The sequence below is a fragment of the Maribacter litoralis genome (assembly GCF_003075045.1).
Taxonomy (GTDB): domain Bacteria; phylum Bacteroidota; class Bacteroidia; order Flavobacteriales; family Flavobacteriaceae; genus Maribacter; species Maribacter litoralis.
This window is the reverse complement of the sequence record NZ_QCZD01000004.1, coordinates 124,973-142,586: the sequence shown is the minus strand read 5'-3', so window position 1 is coordinate 142,586 and position 17,614 is coordinate 124,973. Positions and strand designations below refer to the sequence as shown.

At 35.5% G+C, this 17,614-nt stretch carries 13 protein-coding genes; 6 read left to right on the top strand and 7 right to left on the bottom strand.

Translation table 11 applies throughout. From position 1 onward, the window contains the following. Positions 1–2,850, bottom strand: a complete 2,850-nt coding sequence (locus tag DCS95_RS16290) for a TonB-dependent receptor (protein ID WP_244178477.1) — start codon at positions 2,848–2,850, stop codon at positions 1–3. Between the two features lie 254 nt (positions 2,851–3,104). On the opposite strand from DCS95_RS16290, the gene DCS95_RS16285 reads away from it, so the two are divergent. The 5 genes from DCS95_RS16285 (at position 3,105) to scpA (ending at position 10,708) form a co-directional block, all read left to right on the top strand. Then, positions 3,105–5,402 (top strand): PAS domain S-box protein, encoded by a 2,298-nt coding sequence (locus DCS95_RS16285; protein ID WP_116771856.1) that lies wholly within the window; start codon positions 3,105–3,107, stop codon positions 5,400–5,402. 7 nt (positions 5,403–5,409) lie between these two features. Next, entirely contained in the window at positions 5,410–5,826 is a 417-nt protein-coding gene (locus tag DCS95_RS16280; protein WP_116771855.1) for a response regulator, read from the top strand. A gap of 436 nt (positions 5,827–6,262) precedes the next feature. Next, positions 6,263–7,069: a DUF6503 family protein gene (locus DCS95_RS16275; protein ID WP_116771854.1), complete on the top strand. Its 807-nt coding sequence runs from the start codon at positions 6,263–6,265 to the stop codon at positions 7,067–7,069. A gap of 110 nt (positions 7,070–7,179) precedes the next feature. Then, the gene (locus DCS95_RS16270) at positions 7,180–8,553 is read left to right on the top strand and encodes a methylmalonyl-CoA mutase subunit beta (protein WP_116771853.1); all 1,374 of its coding nucleotides are present in this window, start codon (positions 7,180–7,182) and stop codon (positions 8,551–8,553) included. Next, complete coding sequence (scpA, locus tag DCS95_RS16265; RefSeq protein ID WP_116771852.1) at positions 8,546–10,708, top strand: methylmalonyl-CoA mutase; 2,163 nt, start codon at positions 8,546–8,548, stop codon at positions 10,706–10,708. Before DCS95_RS16270 ends, scpA begins: the two co-directional genes overlap by 8 nt. A 78-nt stretch (positions 10,709–10,786) precedes the next feature. Here scpA and DCS95_RS16260 read toward each other — a convergent pair whose 3' ends face one another. After that, on the bottom strand, positions 10,787–12,031 hold the full coding sequence (locus tag DCS95_RS16260; RefSeq protein ID WP_116771851.1) for an MFS transporter: 1,245 nt from the start codon (positions 12,029–12,031) through the stop codon (positions 10,787–10,789). Positions 12,032–12,269: 238 nt separating this feature from the next. Here DCS95_RS16260 and DCS95_RS16255 point away from each other — a divergent pair, with 238 nt between their 5' ends. After that, positions 12,270–12,842, top strand: a complete 573-nt coding sequence (locus tag DCS95_RS16255) for a RidA family protein (protein WP_116771850.1) — start codon at positions 12,270–12,272, stop codon at positions 12,840–12,842. 1 nt (position 12,843) lies between these two features. Here DCS95_RS16255 and DCS95_RS16250 read toward each other — a convergent pair whose 3' ends face one another. From DCS95_RS16250 to DCS95_RS16230, 5 genes are all read right to left on the bottom strand, one after another. Continuing rightward, complete coding sequence (locus tag DCS95_RS16250; protein ID WP_116771849.1) at positions 12,844–13,464, bottom strand: CatB-related O-acetyltransferase; 621 nt, start codon at positions 13,462–13,464, stop codon at positions 12,844–12,846. A 33-nt stretch (positions 13,465–13,497) separates the two neighbouring features. Beyond that, a complete protein-coding gene (locus DCS95_RS16245; RefSeq protein ID WP_116771848.1) occupies positions 13,498–14,367 on the bottom strand; it encodes an SDR family oxidoreductase in 870 nt (289 codons plus the stop codon). After that, a complete protein-coding gene (locus tag DCS95_RS16240; RefSeq protein ID WP_116771847.1) occupies positions 14,354–15,529 on the bottom strand; it encodes a serine hydrolase domain-containing protein in 1,176 nt (391 codons plus the stop codon). Before DCS95_RS16240 ends, DCS95_RS16245 begins: the two co-directional genes overlap by 14 nt. A gap of 51 nt (positions 15,530–15,580) precedes the next feature. Next, on the bottom strand, positions 15,581–16,837 hold the full coding sequence (locus DCS95_RS16235; protein WP_116771846.1) for a serine hydrolase domain-containing protein: 1,257 nt from the start codon (positions 16,835–16,837) through the stop codon (positions 15,581–15,583). Between the two features lie 79 nt (positions 16,838–16,916). Next, positions 16,917–17,597 (bottom strand): DUF4386 domain-containing protein, encoded by a 681-nt coding sequence (locus DCS95_RS16230; RefSeq protein WP_116771845.1) that lies wholly within the window; start codon positions 17,595–17,597, stop codon positions 16,917–16,919. Positions 17,598–17,614: the final 17 nt, after the last annotated feature.

Sequence of the window (17,614 nt, the reverse complement as noted above, 5' to 3'; positions counted from 1 at the left end):
TTAAAACTTGAAATTATAGGTAATGGAAGGAATGGGAATGGAGAAAATGGAACTTTGTAGCGCCTTAACTTCACCATCATCTGTTACGAAAAATACCGAATACGGATTATTTCTTCCTAATACATTATAAACGGATATAGTCACAAAACTATGTGCCAATTTATTTTTCTTATGGTTTCCTTCAATGTTTAATCCCAGATCTAAACGATAGAAGTCGGGTATCCTAAACTTGTTTCTATCGCTAAAAGCAACAAAATCTGCGTTATTAAATCTAAATGTGCCTACGGGGTAGGTAATAGGTCTACCAGTTTGGTACACAAAATTTGCAGATATGCTATATCGCTTTGTAAAACGATAGTTGGTAATAACACTTACATCATGGGGCTTATCAAAGTTAGAGGGGAAAAATTCACCGTTGTTAATTCGTTCCTCACTAAACTCGCTGTCAAAACGATATAAAGATCTAGAGTAGGTGTAACTCAACCATCCGTTTAAATCACCACTTTTCTTTTTTAATAAAAATTCTACTCCGTATGCCTTTCCGTCACCTTGTAATATTTGTGTTTCTACATTTTCGTTTAAGAAGAGGTTGGCACCGGTTTTAAAATCGAGCACATTTTCCATCTTCTTGTAATACCCCTCGATACTTAATTCATATTCGTTCTCCTTAAAGTTTTTATAGAAGCCAAGAGAGGCTTGGTAGCCCTTTTGTGCTTCAATATTTAAATCAGAAAGTTTCCAGGTATCAATAGGTGAAACTGTGGTGTTATTTGAAAGGGTATGTAAAAATTGATACGAATTGTTTAGACTGGCTTTTACAGAAAAATCTGGAGTAAATAAATACCTAGCGGAAACCCTAGCTTCTGGTCCGCCATAGGTTTTTATATTTTCATTACTTGAATAGGCTATGGTGTCTTGAACGGTAGATTCATTCTTTGGCATCCCTTCTTCATAGGTTCTTTGCGTAGCCTCGCCCAATGCGGCAAAAAATGCATATCTAACCCCTAAATTGACAGATAGTTTTTCATTGACCGTAATTTCATCCCCTATAAATAGTGAGCCCTCAACAGCTTGTTCTTTATCAATAGTAAATTCGCTGATGTCCGACTCGCTTCCGTCTGGTTCTATGCTTCCGGGGTTAACGGAATAGTATTTGGCTGAACCACCATAGTCTAAAGTGTTTTTATCGTTTAGAGCTGTTCGAAGCTTATATTTTAATTCGGTTTCGTTAATGCTATAATCAAGCTTAAAATCACTGTTCGATTCACCGTCAAAATCAATTCCGAATCCGTAATTACTATTATCGACAATAAGTGCGCTATTGGTTTTATCACTCATTCTATGGTCCCAACGCACAGAAAAAAGACGATTGTCATAATTGTATAATGAATCTGAAGTAATACTAAAAGCATCTCTGCTATAATAGGCAGTCGCTTTCACTTCATTTTTGTCATTTATTTTATTGTGATATTTAACGATGCCGTCAAAAAACGAAGCGTTGCTATTGCTTAACGATTCATCATCTAAAGACCGTAAAATCCAGTCCGCATAAGCACCTCTGCCACCAACGACAAGGGATGATTTTTCTTTTTCTAGCGGAATTTCCAATGCTAAATTTCCGGTCACTGGACCAATAGAACCTTCACCTGAGAATTTTTCTACATTACCATTTTTTGTTCTGATATCGAAGACCGATGAAAGACGGCCGCCAAACTCTACGGGAATAGCACCTTTATAGATATCTACGCCCTTGGTCGTAAATGGATTCAATGCTTGAAAGATTCCGAAAAAATGCTGTGGGTTGTATATAACCGCATCGTCTAACAGTACTAAGTTTTGGTCTGTTTTACCGCCACGAACGTTTAATCCCATTGCACCTTCACCCGCAGATGAAATACCGGGCAATGCCTTGGCGACTGACAAAATATCTCGTTCCCCTAAAACTAGGGGAATGTTCTTAGACTCTTCAGAATCTATTTGCTCACTACCTGTAATAGCTTCCTCTACATTTTTATAAGCATCTGCCTCTACTACAACTTCGTCTAATTGTTGTAGTCCTTCTTCCATCAACAAATCTAAACTACCATTATTGAACATAATGACTTCACGTTCTGTAGATGCAATACCCATGGCACGTATACTTAGCACGTTATTGCCCGAAGGTAATGTTAAAGAGTAATTTCCGTTCGAGTCGGATACAGTAATTCGGTTGGAGCTTTTAACGCGAATAGTTAAATCTGGAATAGGCTCACCTGTTTTAGAATTTATAGCTCTACCAGTTAATTTATAGGATTCTTGTAAGTTATTAGGGTCGCTTTTACCCACTTTTGTAACGTCGTAATTTCGTTTAACCTGATTATTGGTGGTATAAAATGTTGGGGGTGGTGCGTTGACTTTTGTTTGTTTGCCGTTATTTTCTTCAACTACTTCTTCTTGACCAAAAAAGCCATTGGGTAGGTCGTCATATACTATGGTATTCTCTAATAGAATTATTCGTTTATCTGCCTCTAATACATGAAAATTCAATGAGGTTTCAGCAAAAAGTAATTGTAATGCAGTGGTTAAGTTTTCATTTTCAAAATTGGCAGTTACAAAAATGTCTTGAATCCAAGAATCTAAATAGTAAAATTGATAACCTATTTGTTCTTCAACGTCTGTAAGTACAGATGTTAACGGTGTATTAGAATACTGACCGCTTATAGTTGTTGTTTTTTGTGAATAACTAGTACAGAGAGTTAAAAGCAATACAAGGTTAACTACGGTCCTTTTAAAAAGTGTTACCTCGCATACAAACATGCTTGGTGCAATAAAAGTTTTAAATAAACTATTATTTATTGTTCGGTCAGTCATGGTGGTTGGTTGGATCCTTACAAGGTAAGGAAAAGTATATTATTACAAAATGTGATATTTAAAATAATCACATCTATTTATTGAAAAAAATAGAAATAATAGCTTTCTTTCTATCAATATGATTTTTTACTGCTAATGTGTTTATAGAGAAAGCTTTAATTAATGAGTGTATTCATTTTAAACACATTGATATTTTAGTATTTATCAGTATTTTATTACTATTTTTATCATAAATACTTGTTAAAATAAATACGTTGACTCCAATTTCCAATAGAATAGAACTTCAAGAAAGGCATCACCAAATTTTTATAGAACAAGCGCCTACCGCAATTGCAATGTTAGACAAAAACATGGTGTATTTAGCTGTATCTAAACGCTGGTTAAAAGATTATAAGTTAGATGAGCAAGATGTAATAGGTCGTAGTCACTATGATGTTTTTCCAGAAATTGGCGATGATTGGAAAAAAAACCATCAAGATTGCCTAAAAGGAGCAATAAATATTTGCGACGAGGCTCCTTTTAAAAGGGCGGATGGATCCATACATTGGATATATTGGGATGTGCGCCCATGGTATAATTTAGATAGTGAAATTGGGGGCTTGCTTATGCATACCGGCGATATTACCGAGCAAAAGGAAAAGGAACTCGAAAAAAAGCGATTTGAAACTATTTTAAGTGATTGTAGTGAGGTTGCCCGCATAGGTACATGGGAACTCAATTTACTTAATAACGAAGTTACCTGGAGCGATACGGTTTATGATATACATGAAGTTTCAAAAGATTATAAACCTCATTTAGGTAGTACATTAGAATTTTGCGAAGAAGAAGAAAGTCGAAGAATTGCTGAAGAAGCGATTCACGACCTAATGGAAAATAGTAGAGAAGTAGATTTGGAATTCGAAATTAAAACTCCAAAAGGAAATATTAAGTTTCTTAAAGTCGTTGGGAAAATTGAATATGTTGAAGGTGTGGCAACCAGATTATTCGGTATTGCACAAGATCTTACATCAACCAGAGAGTCTGAGCGTCAACTTAATAAAGCTTACAATGAATTGGATGCTATTTTTAGCTCAAGTTCTATTGCTGTGATTTCTACGGATAAAGATGGAGTGATTAATCGCTTTAATAGTGGTGCAGAACATTTACTTGGTTATTCGGCAAAGGAAATGATCGGAATCAAAAAACCTGAAATTTACCTTTTTGAAGAAGAATTGAATGTCTTTAAAAAAGATATGGAACTTGAATTTAAGGGAGATTCTTATGATGCTGACTTTAACTATAGAAATGAAAAGATTTTCAATACCAGGCAATGGACCTTTAAAAGAAAGGATGGATCGACTTTTCCAGGGCTTAAATCATTGACGGCCATACAAGATAAGGATGGGTTAAACGACGGTTTTATAGCGGTCATCACAGATATCTCTAAAATTAAGGAGGTTAAAGATGAACTGCGTAAAAAGAATGAGTTATTGAATTTTGCTGAGCAAATTACCATGATGGGGAATTGGAAGTGGAATGTAATAACTAATGATGTAAAATGGTCCAATAACCTTTATTCCATTTTTGAATTTGATAGTGAACAATCAGAACTTAATTATGATACCTATTTTAGTTTTGTTCACCCAGAGGATAAGGTGATGGTTAGTCAACATGTAGAAACTGCAATCAAAATTAAGAAGTTTGAAAATTTGGTGCATCGTATTATGTTAAAAGATGGTACTGTAAAGACCATTAAGCTTATGAGTGAAATCTTTACTAACAACATAGGAGAGGTAATTGAGCTATTCGGTACTTGTCAAGATATAACCGAATCTAAAAAAGCCGAAGACAAGTTGATCGAAGCAAAGCAGGAATTGGAAATCTTTACCCAAAAATTATCTTTACAAAATCAACAATTGGCAGATTTTACCCATATTACATCGCACAACCTAAGAGCACCCGTTGCCAACCTTAATTCTTTGTTGGAAATTTATTCTTATGCTGAAGATGAAGAAGAACGAACAGATATCTTCAATAAATTCAGTAGCGTTATTGATCATCTTTCTTCTACCCTCAATACGCTGATCGAGGCGTTAAAAGCAAAAGTGGGTGATGCCAATGAGCAAAAAGAACAAATTGAATTTAATGAGGTTTTAGAGAATACAGTTCAAATGTTAAGCGGTGCTATTTTAAAATCTAAAGCTGTTATTAATAGTGACTTCTCTAAGCTTTCAAGTATCTCCTACAACAAAATTTACATGGAAAGCATTTTCCTAAATTTAATAGGGAATGCCATTAAATATAGTGCTGAAGATAGAATACCTCATATTCAAATTAAAACCGAAGTAAGAAACGGTAAGAATATTATTACCTTTAAAGACAATGGCTTAGGTATTGATCTTGATAAACACGGACATAAACTTTTTGGATTGAATAAGGTTTTTCATAGACATCCTGATGCCAAAGGGGTAGGTTTGTACCTAACCAAAACACAAATTGAATCAATGGGCGGTACCATTACCGCTACTAGTGAAGTAAATGTAGGTACTACTTTTACCATAAATTTTAATTAAGCTTATAATGAACGATATTCTAAAGACTTGCATCGTAGATGATGACTCCATATACCAATTTACCATGGTAAAAACCCTAGAATCTACTAAATTACCTTTGGAGATTATGGTCTTTTCAGATGGGGGAGAAGCAATCGATTTTATGTTAGATAACCTAGATCAAGACTCTTTATTCCCAGATGTTATATTCTTGGATATTGATATGCCGGTAATGGATGGTTTCCAGTTCATGGAAGAATACGTGAAAATAAAACCTAGAGTCGGTAAAAAAATTACGATTTACATGGTATCATCATCTCTTGATCCTGTAGATATAGAAAGGGCTAAAAAAATTAGTGCTATATCTGACTATATCGTAAAACCAATTGGTCTTGGTAGGTTAAAAAAAATAATCGAGGGTTTATTAGCGGATAGAAATGACTAGTATTTTTTAAGGCATTTCTTTGGTCAATAAAGTCAAGAAAAACTGGTGTTTATAATTAATTTTGATTGTAAAGGAAATTAGATAAAGATTTTTTTAGAGTGTCGATTATAAGACATTCTTAAATTGAAAATCAATAGTTGTTAAACATATTTTGTCTTGCCTACTTTGTTATGGCAATGACATTTAAAACCGAACAGGTATCAAATTACTGATATCTGTTCGGTTTTTTTATGAAATACTAAAAGTCGGACGCTTCTTTTGTTTACATATTAATCGTCAATGGTATTAACATTTATTATGATTGAAAATCTTCCACTCCGGTTAATTATATAATAACTTTGGTTCGTTAGTAAAAGCTACTTCTTTCGACTACCCTGTCTTAAAAGAGGTGTCAAATTAGTATAAGTGACTCAACTCCAATTTAAATTCGATAAAAATGAATAAGTATTTTAAAATAGCATTTGGCATAGCGTTTTTAACCTTAGTTGGTTGCAAGGAAAATCAGAAAAATGATGAAGCTGGGTCTCCGGAGAATTCTATTTTAAAAAGTGAAGAACATAGTGCAGATGCTATTGTTCAAAAAGCGATAATTGCCCATGGAGGTAATGCTTATGATACAGCTAATTACGAGTTTGTATTTAGAGATAAAATGTACATGTTCAATAATTCTGATGGATATGCCTATCGTGTAAATTTTAGGGACAGTTTGGGGAATAGAATTGAGGACAATTTAATTAACGGAACCTTTAATAGAAAAATAAACGATGAATCGGTTGATCTTTCTAAAGAGGATATTGCCATACATAGTAATGCCTTAAATTCCGTTATATATTTTGCTACGTTGCCCCATAAATTAAATGATAAGGCGGTACATAAAGAAAGTGTAGGTGAAACTGTAATCAAAGGAGAAGATTATGATGTGGTGCGCGTTACTTTTAATAAAGAAGGAGGCGGTACCGATCATGATGATATTTTCATGTACTGGATAAACAAAAAATCTCACTATATAAATTACTTAGCCTACAGTTACAGTGTTAATAATGGTGGAGTGCGTTTTAGAAGTGCTTACAATCCAAGAACTATAGATGGTATCAGATTTCAAGATTATATAAATTGGAAGGCACCCGTAGGTACACCTTTGGAAGAGTTACCGAATTTATTTGAAAACAACCAGTTAAAAGAGCTTTCTAGAATTGAGACTACCCAAGTACGCAATTTAAATACTGCCAAATTACACGATTAATCCGTCGCTTTATAAACCCGATTTACTTATTGTATCTTTGAGAGAATACGCTGAATGTATGTTCATTTGCGTATAATAAAACATGGTGTTTAATTAAACTACGTCTTACTATGAAGGGTGAAACCTTATTTGATAGTTTTAGGGACATTTCTGCCAAAGAGTGGAAGCAAAAAATACAATACAATTTAAAGGGGAAAGATTACAATGAAGAAGTGGTGTGGAATTCACCTGAAGGTATCATAGTAAAACCCTTTTATCATGCTGAAGATCTTGAGCAATTAAAGATCAATTCGGTTAAAAATACCTCTTGGATTATTGGGCAAAGTATTTATGCCGGTAATGCCATTATGGCGAATGAAAGAGCGCTCAAAAGTATACAAAAAGGTGCTGAGGCCATACATTTTAATATTCCTTCAGAGAATATAGATGCAGGTATAGTTTTGAACAATATTGACTTAAAAAAGGTCAATGTGTATTTTGATTTGCAATTTTTGTCTAAAAATTACATAGAAAGTATACTTGATAAAGTTGCAAATGCAAATACAATCCATTGGCAAGTTGACCCTATAGGTCATTTGTCCAGGTCGGGAAATTGGTATAGTAATATGTTTTCGGATATTGCTCTGGTTAACGCGTTATCAACTTTGACTATTGATAATCTTTTAAGCGTAGATGTATCACTTTATGAAAATGCAGGCGCAGATATCGTACAGCAATTGGCTTTCGGGTTGTCTCATGCCAATGAATATTTAAATATACTGGAGCAAAGTGAAAAATTAGATACTTTAAAAAGTATCGATTTTAAAATATCGGTCGGGGGTAATTATTTCTTTGAAATTGCCAAGTTAAAAGCTATACGAAACCTTTGGAATGTTTTGTGCGAAGCCTATAAAATTTCAATTCCGTGTCATATTGTTTCGCAACCTTCAAAACGTAATAAAACTATTTACGACTATAATGTAAATATGCTTAGAACCACTACAGAGTGTATGTCTGCCGTATTGGGCGGTTCTGATGTGGTTTTTAATTTGAATTATAATGCCATTTATAAAAAAGAGAATGATTTTGCCAGTCGTATCGCTTTAAATCAACTTATTTTACTGAAGGAGGAGAGTTATTTTGATAAGGTGGAAAATGCCACCGATGGTAGTTACTATATTGAAACGATTACGCATCAATTGGCAGAGAAAGCTTTACTGCTTTTTAAGGCAATTGAAAAAGATGGTGGTTTTTTAAAGCAATTGAAGAATCATACCATTCAAAACAAAATTGCCGATAGTGCCCGTAAACAGCAAGAGAAGTTTAATGCGAAAAAGACAGTTTTAGTGGGTACAAATGCATTTCAGAATGAAGAGGATAAAATGAAAAAAGAGTTGGAACTGTATCCGTTCATAAAAAAGAACCCTAGAAAAACTTTGATTACTCCCATTATTGAAAAACGCTTGGCAGAAGAACTAGAGCAAAACCGTTTGTCACATGAGTAGAAGAGACTTACAACATATTCAGTTAGCTACTTTAGAAGGTACAGATAACGTTCAAAACAATTTTGAAAAGGACTCCGAAGACGCTTTGTTTACTACTGCGGAAAGTATTCCGTTGAAAAAAAGATATGGCAAAGAAGATTTAATTAATGTTGAGCATTTAAGTTTTGCAGCGGGTATGCCGCCATTTTTACGTGGACCGTACGCAACAATGTACGTGCAACGCCCTTGGACTATAAGACAATATGCTGGTTTTTCCACTGCAAAAGAGAGTAATGAGTTTTATAGGAAGAATTTAAAAGCTGGTCAAAAAGGGTTATCCGTAGCGTTTGATCTGCCAACGCATAGAGGTTATGATAGTGATCATGAGCGTGTGGTCGGTGATGTTGGCAAAGCAGGTGTGGCTATAGATACTGTTGAAGATATGAAAGTGCTCTTTGATGGTATTCCGTTGAATGAAATGTCGGTTTCCATGACCATGAACGGAGCTGTACTTCCTATCATGGCATTTTATATAGTTGCGGCAGAAGAGCAAGGGGTTTCTTTGGATAAATTATCTGGTACGATACAGAACGATATTCTAAAGGAATTTATGGTTCGTAATACCTATATCTATCCACCAAAACCTTCTATGCAACTGGTGGCAGATATTTTTGAATACACGAGTAAACACATGCCTAAATTCAATAGCATCAGTATTTCAGGATATCACATGCACGAAGCTGGCGCACCTGCGCATTTAGAATTGGCGTATACGTTGTCTGACGGATTGGAATATATTAGAACGGGCTTAAAAGCCGGATTACAGATCGATGATTTTGCCCCACGACTTTCCTTTTTCTGGGGTATAGGGATGAATCACTTTATGGAAATTGCCAAAATGCGTGCGGCAAGAATGTTATGGGCTAAAGTGGTGAAAGAATTCAATCCGAAGAACGAGAAATCATTGATGTTGAGAACACATTGTCAAACTAGCGGATGGAGCCTTACGGAACAAGACCCGTTCAATAATGTAGCAAGAACTACAATAGAGGCAGCAGCGGCGGTTTTTGGGGGCACTCAAAGCTTGCACACCAATGCGTTAGATGAAGCGATAGCCTTACCTACAGATTTCTCTGCACGTATAGCAAGGGAAACACAATTGTACCTGCAACATGAAACGAACGTAACTAAAACGGTCGACCCTTGGGCAGGAAGTTATTATGTAGAGAAACTTACGCATGATTTAGTACATAAAGCATGGGAGTTGATGCAAGAAGTGGAGAACCTAGGCGGAATGACCAAAGCTATTGAAACCGGTATACCAAAAACACGTATTGAAGAAGCTGCCGCTAGAAAACAGGCACGTATAGACAGTGAGCAAGATATTATTGTAGGTGTAAATAAATATCAGTTAACAGAAGAGGATGAACTTCAAATTTTAGAAGTTGATAATAAAGAGGTGCGTAGACAACAACTACAGCGTTTAGAAGAAGTAAAAGCAACTAGAAATACCGATGAAGTAATCGAAAAGCTAAAGAATCTAACCACTGTAGCTACAAACAAATTAAAGGGTAGCGAATCGGAAGAAAATTTATTAGCTTTAGCAGTAGCTGCTGCTAGGGAAAGAGCCACTTTAGGCGAAATAAGCAGTGCATTAGAGAAAGCCTATGGCAGGCATAAAGCCATCATTAATTCATTTACGGGCGTGTATTCAAGAGAGATAAAAGAGGACGGAAGTTTTAAGAAAGCGCAAGATCTAGCCGATAAGTTTGCGGAGCAAGATGGTCGTAGACCAAGGATTATGGTTGCTAAAATGGGTCAAGATGGTCATGATCGTGGGGCTAAAGTAGTTGCTACAGGCTATGCCGATTTAGGGTTCGATGTCGATATAGGTCCGCTTTTTCAAACTCCGAAAGAAACCGCAAAACAAGCAGTAGAGAACGATGTTCATATTTTAGGAATTTCATCGCTCGCTGGCGGACATAAAACCTTGGTACCCGAAGTAGTTAAAGAACTGAAAAGTTATGGTCGCGAAGATATTATGGTCATTGTTGGTGGTGTCGTGCCCAAACAAGACTATGACTTTCTAAAAGAAGCAGGAGCTACCGCTGTATTTGGACCAGGAACCAAAATTAGTGATGCTGCCATTCAGTTGTTGGATTTGCTGTTGGAGTAGTATTATATAATTAAGAAAAAAATAAAAAAGCCGAGCAATCAATCAATTGCTCGGCTTTTTTTATATAAAGTATAGTCGTTATGCCGTGGCAATTTCTCCTTTACTCTCCTTGTTCTTTAACCAGAAATAAAGAATGGTGAATAATACAATTAAGATAGCAGGGAAAAGTACCATGGTACTTAAGGTTTCTTGTCCTGAGATTAATTCTAATTCATCACCGGTAAACCCTTGTGCTTCTGCTGCAGCTCTATCGGCATCGATCCAACCCCCAATAATGGGTTGAAATATTGATGTAGAGAACATACCAATTGCACCAATGATCGACATGCCCAACGCTCCGGTTTTTGGAGTTTTAGTAGCTGTTAAACCAATCATGTTAGGCCAGAAATAAGCAACACCCAAAGCGAATATTATAGCAGCAACGTATGCCATTGTACCAGTTTGTGTACTGAACAGATAAATACCTAAGGTGGCAAGAATTGCAGATCCTAAAAGAACACCCGTTTGATTGAATTTGGCTACCATGCTGCCTCCAAAGAAACGTGCAACCGCCATTAATCCGGCAGTCAATGCTAAAATTAATGTAGGCTCGGCACCACTTTTAGATAGTATGAGACCTACCCATTGGTTTGGTCCAAATTCCGAAATAGCAGTCAATGCCATACATACTCCAATGAATAAGAATAACGGAGTAAACATACCTTTTAAGTTTCCGCTAATGGTTGCTGCTTCCTCTATTTTAGCTTTAGGCCATGTTTGACCATAAAATAAGAATGCATAAATAATAGCAGGTATTAATAGTAGCCAAACTTGACTTTGTCCGGTAATTCCAAAATCTGTCATGAAACCAGATAACAAACTACCTACGGCAATACCACCAGGAAACCACATGTGGAATCTGTTTAGCATCGTGCTCATTCTGTTGCCTTTATAAGCATCGGCAATCATGGGGTTACAAGCCGCCTCGGTACATCCGTTACCAAGACCTATTAGTAAATTTGCTATTAAAAGTCCTATATAGTTGCCAGAGAAAATTAAAAGTAAAATACCGATAGAATGTGCAAAAAAAGCAAATTGCATAATTACCTTACCACCTACTTTATGATAGATCAAACCGCCAATAACCATGGCAATTGGGAAACCTAAAAACCACATAGATGTAATTAAGCCGGCCTGACTAGCGCTTAATTCTAATTCTGTTTTTAGCTGGTCTAAAATACCTGCCGCTATGGCAAATGAAAAAGCTGTGGTGATTAGGGCAAAGCAACTGGCATAAAAGAGCCTGTTGGCATTTACTTTAGAAGTCGTTGTAGAACTTTCCATATTTGAATTGATTTAGTTGTTGTTTTGGTTAATTTGCTAAACTAATAAAAATGAAATAATATCAATGCTTTTTTAGTAAAATGATACCTAAACTACGACGGAATGCACAAAAAATAGCATTTACACAATTTTTAGTGTTTTTTATGTAATAGAATACGTAGCTTTTTTTGAGGTATTGTGTTGATAATGAAGTATTAGGTAACTTGTAGCTGAAATAACTCCATTGAAACCTGAAATTATGAAACACTGTATGTATGTCCTTTTAACCTTTTTAGTAATCGGTTGTGCAGATGAAAATAAAGGAAATGAGAATCAAAAAGTACTAGAAACCGAAACGGTAGATAGAAATTATAATCCTGAAGCTAATTTAGAACGTTTGGGTATTGTACTTAGAGATCAAGGAACTCCCGTAGCAAATTATGTACACGCTGCAAGAACGGGCAATCTATTATTTTTAGCGGGTAAAGGACCAAAGCAAGCTAATGGTGAAAATATTGTAGGCAAATTGGGCGATAGTTTAACTGTAGAACAAGGTTACCAAGCGGCAAGAGAAGTGGGGATTAATCAATTATCGGTTTTAAAGGCTGAATTGGGTAATCTTAATAAAGTAAAAAGAATAGTAAGTGTACATGGTATGGTGAATGCTTTACCAGACTTTAAAGACCATTCTAAAGTAATTAACGGCTATTCGGATTTAATGGTTGAAATTTTTGGTGACAATGGCAAGCATGCGCGTGCCGCAGTTGGTATGGGCTCCTTACCTGGCAATATGGCTGTTGAAATAGAAATGGTCGTTGAGGTTTATGAGTAATTTATTTTAAGCTATCTAAATGTTCACCTGTAAGGTGTTGTACATTTGCCGTTATCTTTTCTATAGGCCAGTTCCACCATTTCAATTCAAGAAGTTTGGTTATGTCTACATCAGAAAACCGTTTTCTAATCACTTTGGCAGGATTACCACCAACAACGGCATAAGGCGGTACATCTTTTGTAACCGTAGCATTACTTGCAATAATGGCACCATCTCCAATGTTGATTCCAGGCATAATGGTTGCGTTGAATCCTATCCAAACATCATTGCCAATTACAGTATTTCCTTTGGTAGGGTAGGTTTTTCCATCCATGGCATGTTGCCAATCTTTACCGAAAATGGCAAATGGGTAGGCCGAAATTGATTTACTTAAATGGTTGGCACCATTCATAATAAAAGTAACACCTGAAGCGATCATACAGAACTTACCAATTATGAGTTGGTCACCTACAAAATCAAAATGGTATTTTACGTTTTTCTCAAAGTTGGCAACATCTTCAAAATCATCATAATAGGTATAATCGCCAACAACGATATTTGGGTTTTTGATGATATTTTTTAAGAAACATAATCTATCATAGTTTTCTAATGGAAATAAAGTGTTTTTGTCAGGAATGGTCATAATTTGATTTTGAATGAGAAAAACTTATGAAAGTTATGGTTTTAAAACATCCATTTCATCATGAAAAAATGTAACCAACCGATTGCTGCCATAACGTGGCGCAATAGCATCTTCAGCCATTAAAGTTAAGAAAAACTCTATTGGTCCGTAGGTTTTTGATGAAGTGAATGTTCGAACTAATTTTAGAATCGATTTTCTGATCCAATGGGGTATATGAATAATGTTTATTGGTTTTCCACTGGCCAAAAGAGCCAGTTCTGCTATTTCGTTTTGGGTTAAAATATCCGGACCACCGATATTGATTTCTTCGTTTGATACTCGAATACTATCTACACAAGCAATGGCTAAATCTTTGCCATGGATGGGATTTATTTTTTTCTCTCCACTACCAAAAAGATACACTTTTCCCTTCTTGGCCATATTTAAAAAGTCTTTCATATCTGAAAAGAATCCGTTTGGGCGTATGATGGTATAGTTCAAACCAGAAGCAATCAATTCATCTACAAATAACTCTTTGGCTTCAATAATTTTTAAATTTCTATGTTGTTTTCCGTTTAGGACAGAAACATATACGAACTTTTTAACGCCAGCTTTCTTAGCTTCTTGTAGTAGGTTTTTATTGGCTTGGTAATCAACATCCATATACGTTAATCCATCTTTTTGGCGTGTTATGCCAACAGTTGAGATTACTGTGGTTACTCCTTCAAAATACCCATGCAAAGTTTTGCTATCGGTTACCTCTGATTTTATTATTTTAGTATGGCTATTTGCTAAATGTGCCGCTTTTTTGGTGTTTCTAGCAAGAATTATAGTCTGTATACTACGTTGGTAGAGTTCTTGGGCTATGTAATCGCCTAAATAACCAGTAGCTCCTGCAAGTATTACGGTCTCATCTTTTTCCATTTACTTTGCTTTTTACTTTAGACAGATTTTTTAATTGTGATAAAACAGATACCATAAAATCAACATGCTTTTTTTGATACGCTGTCTGGTTAAAAGTACCCGTTAAATACACGTCTAATTCTGGACAGTAGTACATAAATGAGCCAGAAGTACCCGAATGACCTATGAGCGTTAAGCTTGGTAGATGTTGATATAATTTTTTCAATTGAAACTTTCTAAGTCCGTATCCATACTCTAACCCATAAGATTCATCGGTCCAACTTTGCATTGACTTAAAGCTTTTTTTTGAAATGATTTTAGCATTATATAAAGCGCGATAAAACGTGAGTAACTCTTTTGAGGTCGTTGCTAATCCTCCGCCGGCCCAATCGGCACTTAAGCTTTTAAATAAACTTATATCAGTGTCATCAACATAAAATTCCGATAATTTTCCAGTAGTTGTATTTGCTGGTTTTGACCGTAACGGCATATGGGAATGTTCCATTTTTAAGGGATTAAAAATTTTTTCCGAAATAACTTCATGATATGGTTTACCTGTTAGTTCTTCTATTAATAAACCCAACAGAACATATTCTGTATCACAATAGTTGTAATCAGTACCGGGAACAAAATGAGCTTGTAGCTGGGATTTTGAAAAATCTATTAGCTCTTTAGGTTGCCAAAACCTATCAGGATGTGTAAATAGTTGCTCCATAAAAGGCGAACCTGTTTCTGGGGTATCCATAAAATAATCTGGTAGTCCAGAAGTGTGTTGTAACAGATGCTTTATCAAAATTTGCTTTGAATAATCTATACCGTTATACACGTGTAATGCTTTTATAATATCGCCCGCTAGATATTCGGCAATAGGGTCATCTATATCTAACTTACCATCTTCCTGCAATTGCATTATTAAGACGGCAGTAAACGTCTTGGCAACGCTGGTGCTGTGAAAAGGATTGTTTTTAGTTACTTTTTCTCCGTTTTTAAATGCTCCATTGCTATAATTCCAATCAATTTCTAACTTTTCGGAATACACAGAAAGAAAAGCATTGTGAACTAATTTATCTTGCAGTTGTACACTAAATAGAGAATCTATCTTTGTTTTGACCTGTATCGTTTTTTGACTATAGTTTGATCCGTAAGTAAGAAAAACTATGATCAATAAAATTTTGATTTTCATGATTTTCTGCTTTTTGCTAGCGGTTAATGATGGGGGAACTCATTAAACTTTTTAATTACTCTCTAAATAGACTTGAATGCCTTCTTCTATTTTTTCTTTGACTTGAAGATATTTAGCCTCATTTGCGCCAAATACGGCATCCATATTAGATAATATGGTATACCCCCATGAGCCATCATCAGCTAATTCTATGTATGTTGATACACCTGGGTCATTGCCACCATGTGCCCAATGATTGTTGTACGAATACCAGAACAAACCATGGTTGTCGGCAAAATTGCTAGGAACTATTCCGTCCGCTAATTGGTAATTAAAAAGCATATCGTAAGAAGATGACCCAAATAACGTGGTGGCACCTTCGCTCAAACCTTTGCTCATTTCCAACAAATAGATACCCATATCTTCATTATTGGTGAACAGACCGCCTTCTGGGTAAGAATCAAAGGCGTATTTGGGTAGTGGAATGCCTTTTTCTAAATAACATGTGGCAGTTGCGTTCGTATTTACTTCATCTAGATTAAATGTAGACGCATTCATTTGAAGGGGAGCAAGTATTGTTTGCTTGACATAATCATCAAATGACTGTTCTGTAACGGTTTCAATAATATACCCCATTAATGCGGTGCCGGTGTTAGAATAATTCCAGACCTCTCCGGGTTTTACATTGGCAAAATTAGCGGTACTGTATAAATCTCCATCTTCAAGAAAATAATTTGCTAAAAAATCTTCTAATGATTCACCAGCTCTTTGTTCCAATCCCGTAGCATTTTTTAAAATGTTTGCTCCTGTGGTTGAAGTATTCTCTCCCGGAAGAATATAATAGTTGTGAGCTAAATAGCTTTCTACATTATCAATTAATCCAGAGGTATGTGTTACCAAATGCCTTATTGTAATCACGGCATTAGGTTGTTTTGGATTGGTAATAGGTACAGGCAATAGTTCATTGATATTGGTGTCTAACGTAAAATGCCCGTCTGAAATAGCTTTTGCGGTTGCGGCACCAACAAATGTTTTGCTTAATGATGCTATGAAATTTACAGTTTGGTTTGTGTATGCTACCTCATTTTCAATATTCGCATAACCTACCGCATTTTGATATACGATTGCGCCATCTTTTACAATACTTACAGCAAAGCCAGGTATTTCTGAGTCTTCGGCCAGGGTTTTAAAATAAGTAGTTAATTCTGCACTAGTCATTGCTGCATCTGGTTCTGGAAATGTAGAAATGTCGTCGTCGCTTGAACAAGATGTCAATAGCGTGATAAAGGCTAAAAGTAATATTCCGATGAATCTTGATAATGTTGTCATAGTTGTTTGTTTTTTGATTGATGTTTTAATTATTATTTGATGCAAATATTTGGTATTATGGCGTACCAGTCGTTCTGATTTATGATTCGGTACTTTTTAATTTTACCCCGATTACAAGAAGGTATATGCACAGACTGATTTCTCCTAAATCTGCGGGAGCGGTAATATATTCAGAAAGGTTTTTGCTTGCCCCAGGTGATAAGAAGTAGAGCGCAAAATCTAATAGGTAACCTATACAACCTATCATAAGTAGGTATCCAATAATTTTTGGGAAGCCTTTGTGTTTAAGTATTAAATAGCCTAAAGGAAGTAGGCAGAAGCCAAAGAAAAGTTGCGCAATGTGGTAACCTTGGCTATGCATTTGTACATAGAAGACAATTAAGTTTTTCGTATTTATTGTGGACTCAAAAGTTGCACTTAACAAAAGCAAGGGTGCATAATGGTTCAGCATATTAATACACATTATGGCTACGGCAATACATACACTTAAGAGCATGGTTTTAGCTATCCATTCATTGATGTTCTTTAGGATACGGTAAAGAAACATGGCAAGTAAAAAGTAGGCGAATTGCATACCTAAATCACTTAGAAAACCTAAGCGAAATAAAAACTCGTGCTCAAGAATATTCGATATTGTTTTTTCGTTGTTTTCTATATCTATAAGGCTAGCACGAACATACTTTTCTGCAAATACACCAAATATGATGACCAACAGATACAGTGCGCCTGCAATTCTAGCGGTGTTTTTGTTTGATTTCATGATGAATAAACCCTTAA

Bases quoted from the DNA above. Each gene is read 5' to 3' on its own strand.
- DCS95_RS16255 (WP_116771850.1), top strand. From the start codon at position 12,270: ATGAAACACTGTATGTATGTCCTTTTAACCTTTTTAGTAATCGGTTGT.
- DCS95_RS16235 (WP_116771846.1), bottom strand. From the start codon at position 16,837: ATGACAACATTATCAAGATTCATCGGAATATTACTTTTAGCCTTTATC.
- DCS95_RS16260 (WP_116771851.1), bottom strand. From the start codon at position 12,031: ATGGAAAGTTCTACAACGACTTCTAAAGTAAATGCCAACAGGCTCTTT.
- DCS95_RS16275 (WP_116771854.1), top strand. From the start codon at position 6,263: ATGAATAAGTATTTTAAAATAGCATTTGGCATAGCGTTTTTAACCTTA.
- DCS95_RS16280 (WP_116771855.1), top strand. From the start codon at position 5,410: ATGAACGATATTCTAAAGACTTGCATCGTAGATGATGACTCCATATAC.
- DCS95_RS16270 (WP_116771853.1), top strand. From the start codon at position 7,180: ATGAAGGGTGAAACCTTATTTGATAGTTTTAGGGACATTTCTGCCAAA.
- DCS95_RS16250 (WP_116771849.1), bottom strand. From the start codon at position 13,464: ATGACCATTCCTGACAAAAACACTTTATTTCCATTAGAAAACTATGAT.
- DCS95_RS16230 (WP_116771845.1), bottom strand. From the start codon at position 17,597: ATGAAATCAAACAAAAACACCGCTAGAATTGCAGGCGCACTGTATCTG.
- DCS95_RS16290 (WP_244178477.1), bottom strand. From the start codon at position 2,850: ATGACTGACCGAACAATAAATAATAGTTTATTTAAAACTTTTATTGCA.
- DCS95_RS16240 (WP_116771847.1), bottom strand. From the start codon at position 15,529: ATGAAAATCAAAATTTTATTGATCATAGTTTTTCTTACTTACGGATCA.
- scpA (WP_116771852.1), top strand. From the start codon at position 8,546: ATGAGTAGAAGAGACTTACAACATATTCAGTTAGCTACTTTAGAAGGT.
- DCS95_RS16245 (WP_116771848.1), bottom strand. From the start codon at position 14,367: ATGGAAAAAGATGAGACCGTAATACTTGCAGGAGCTACTGGTTATTTA.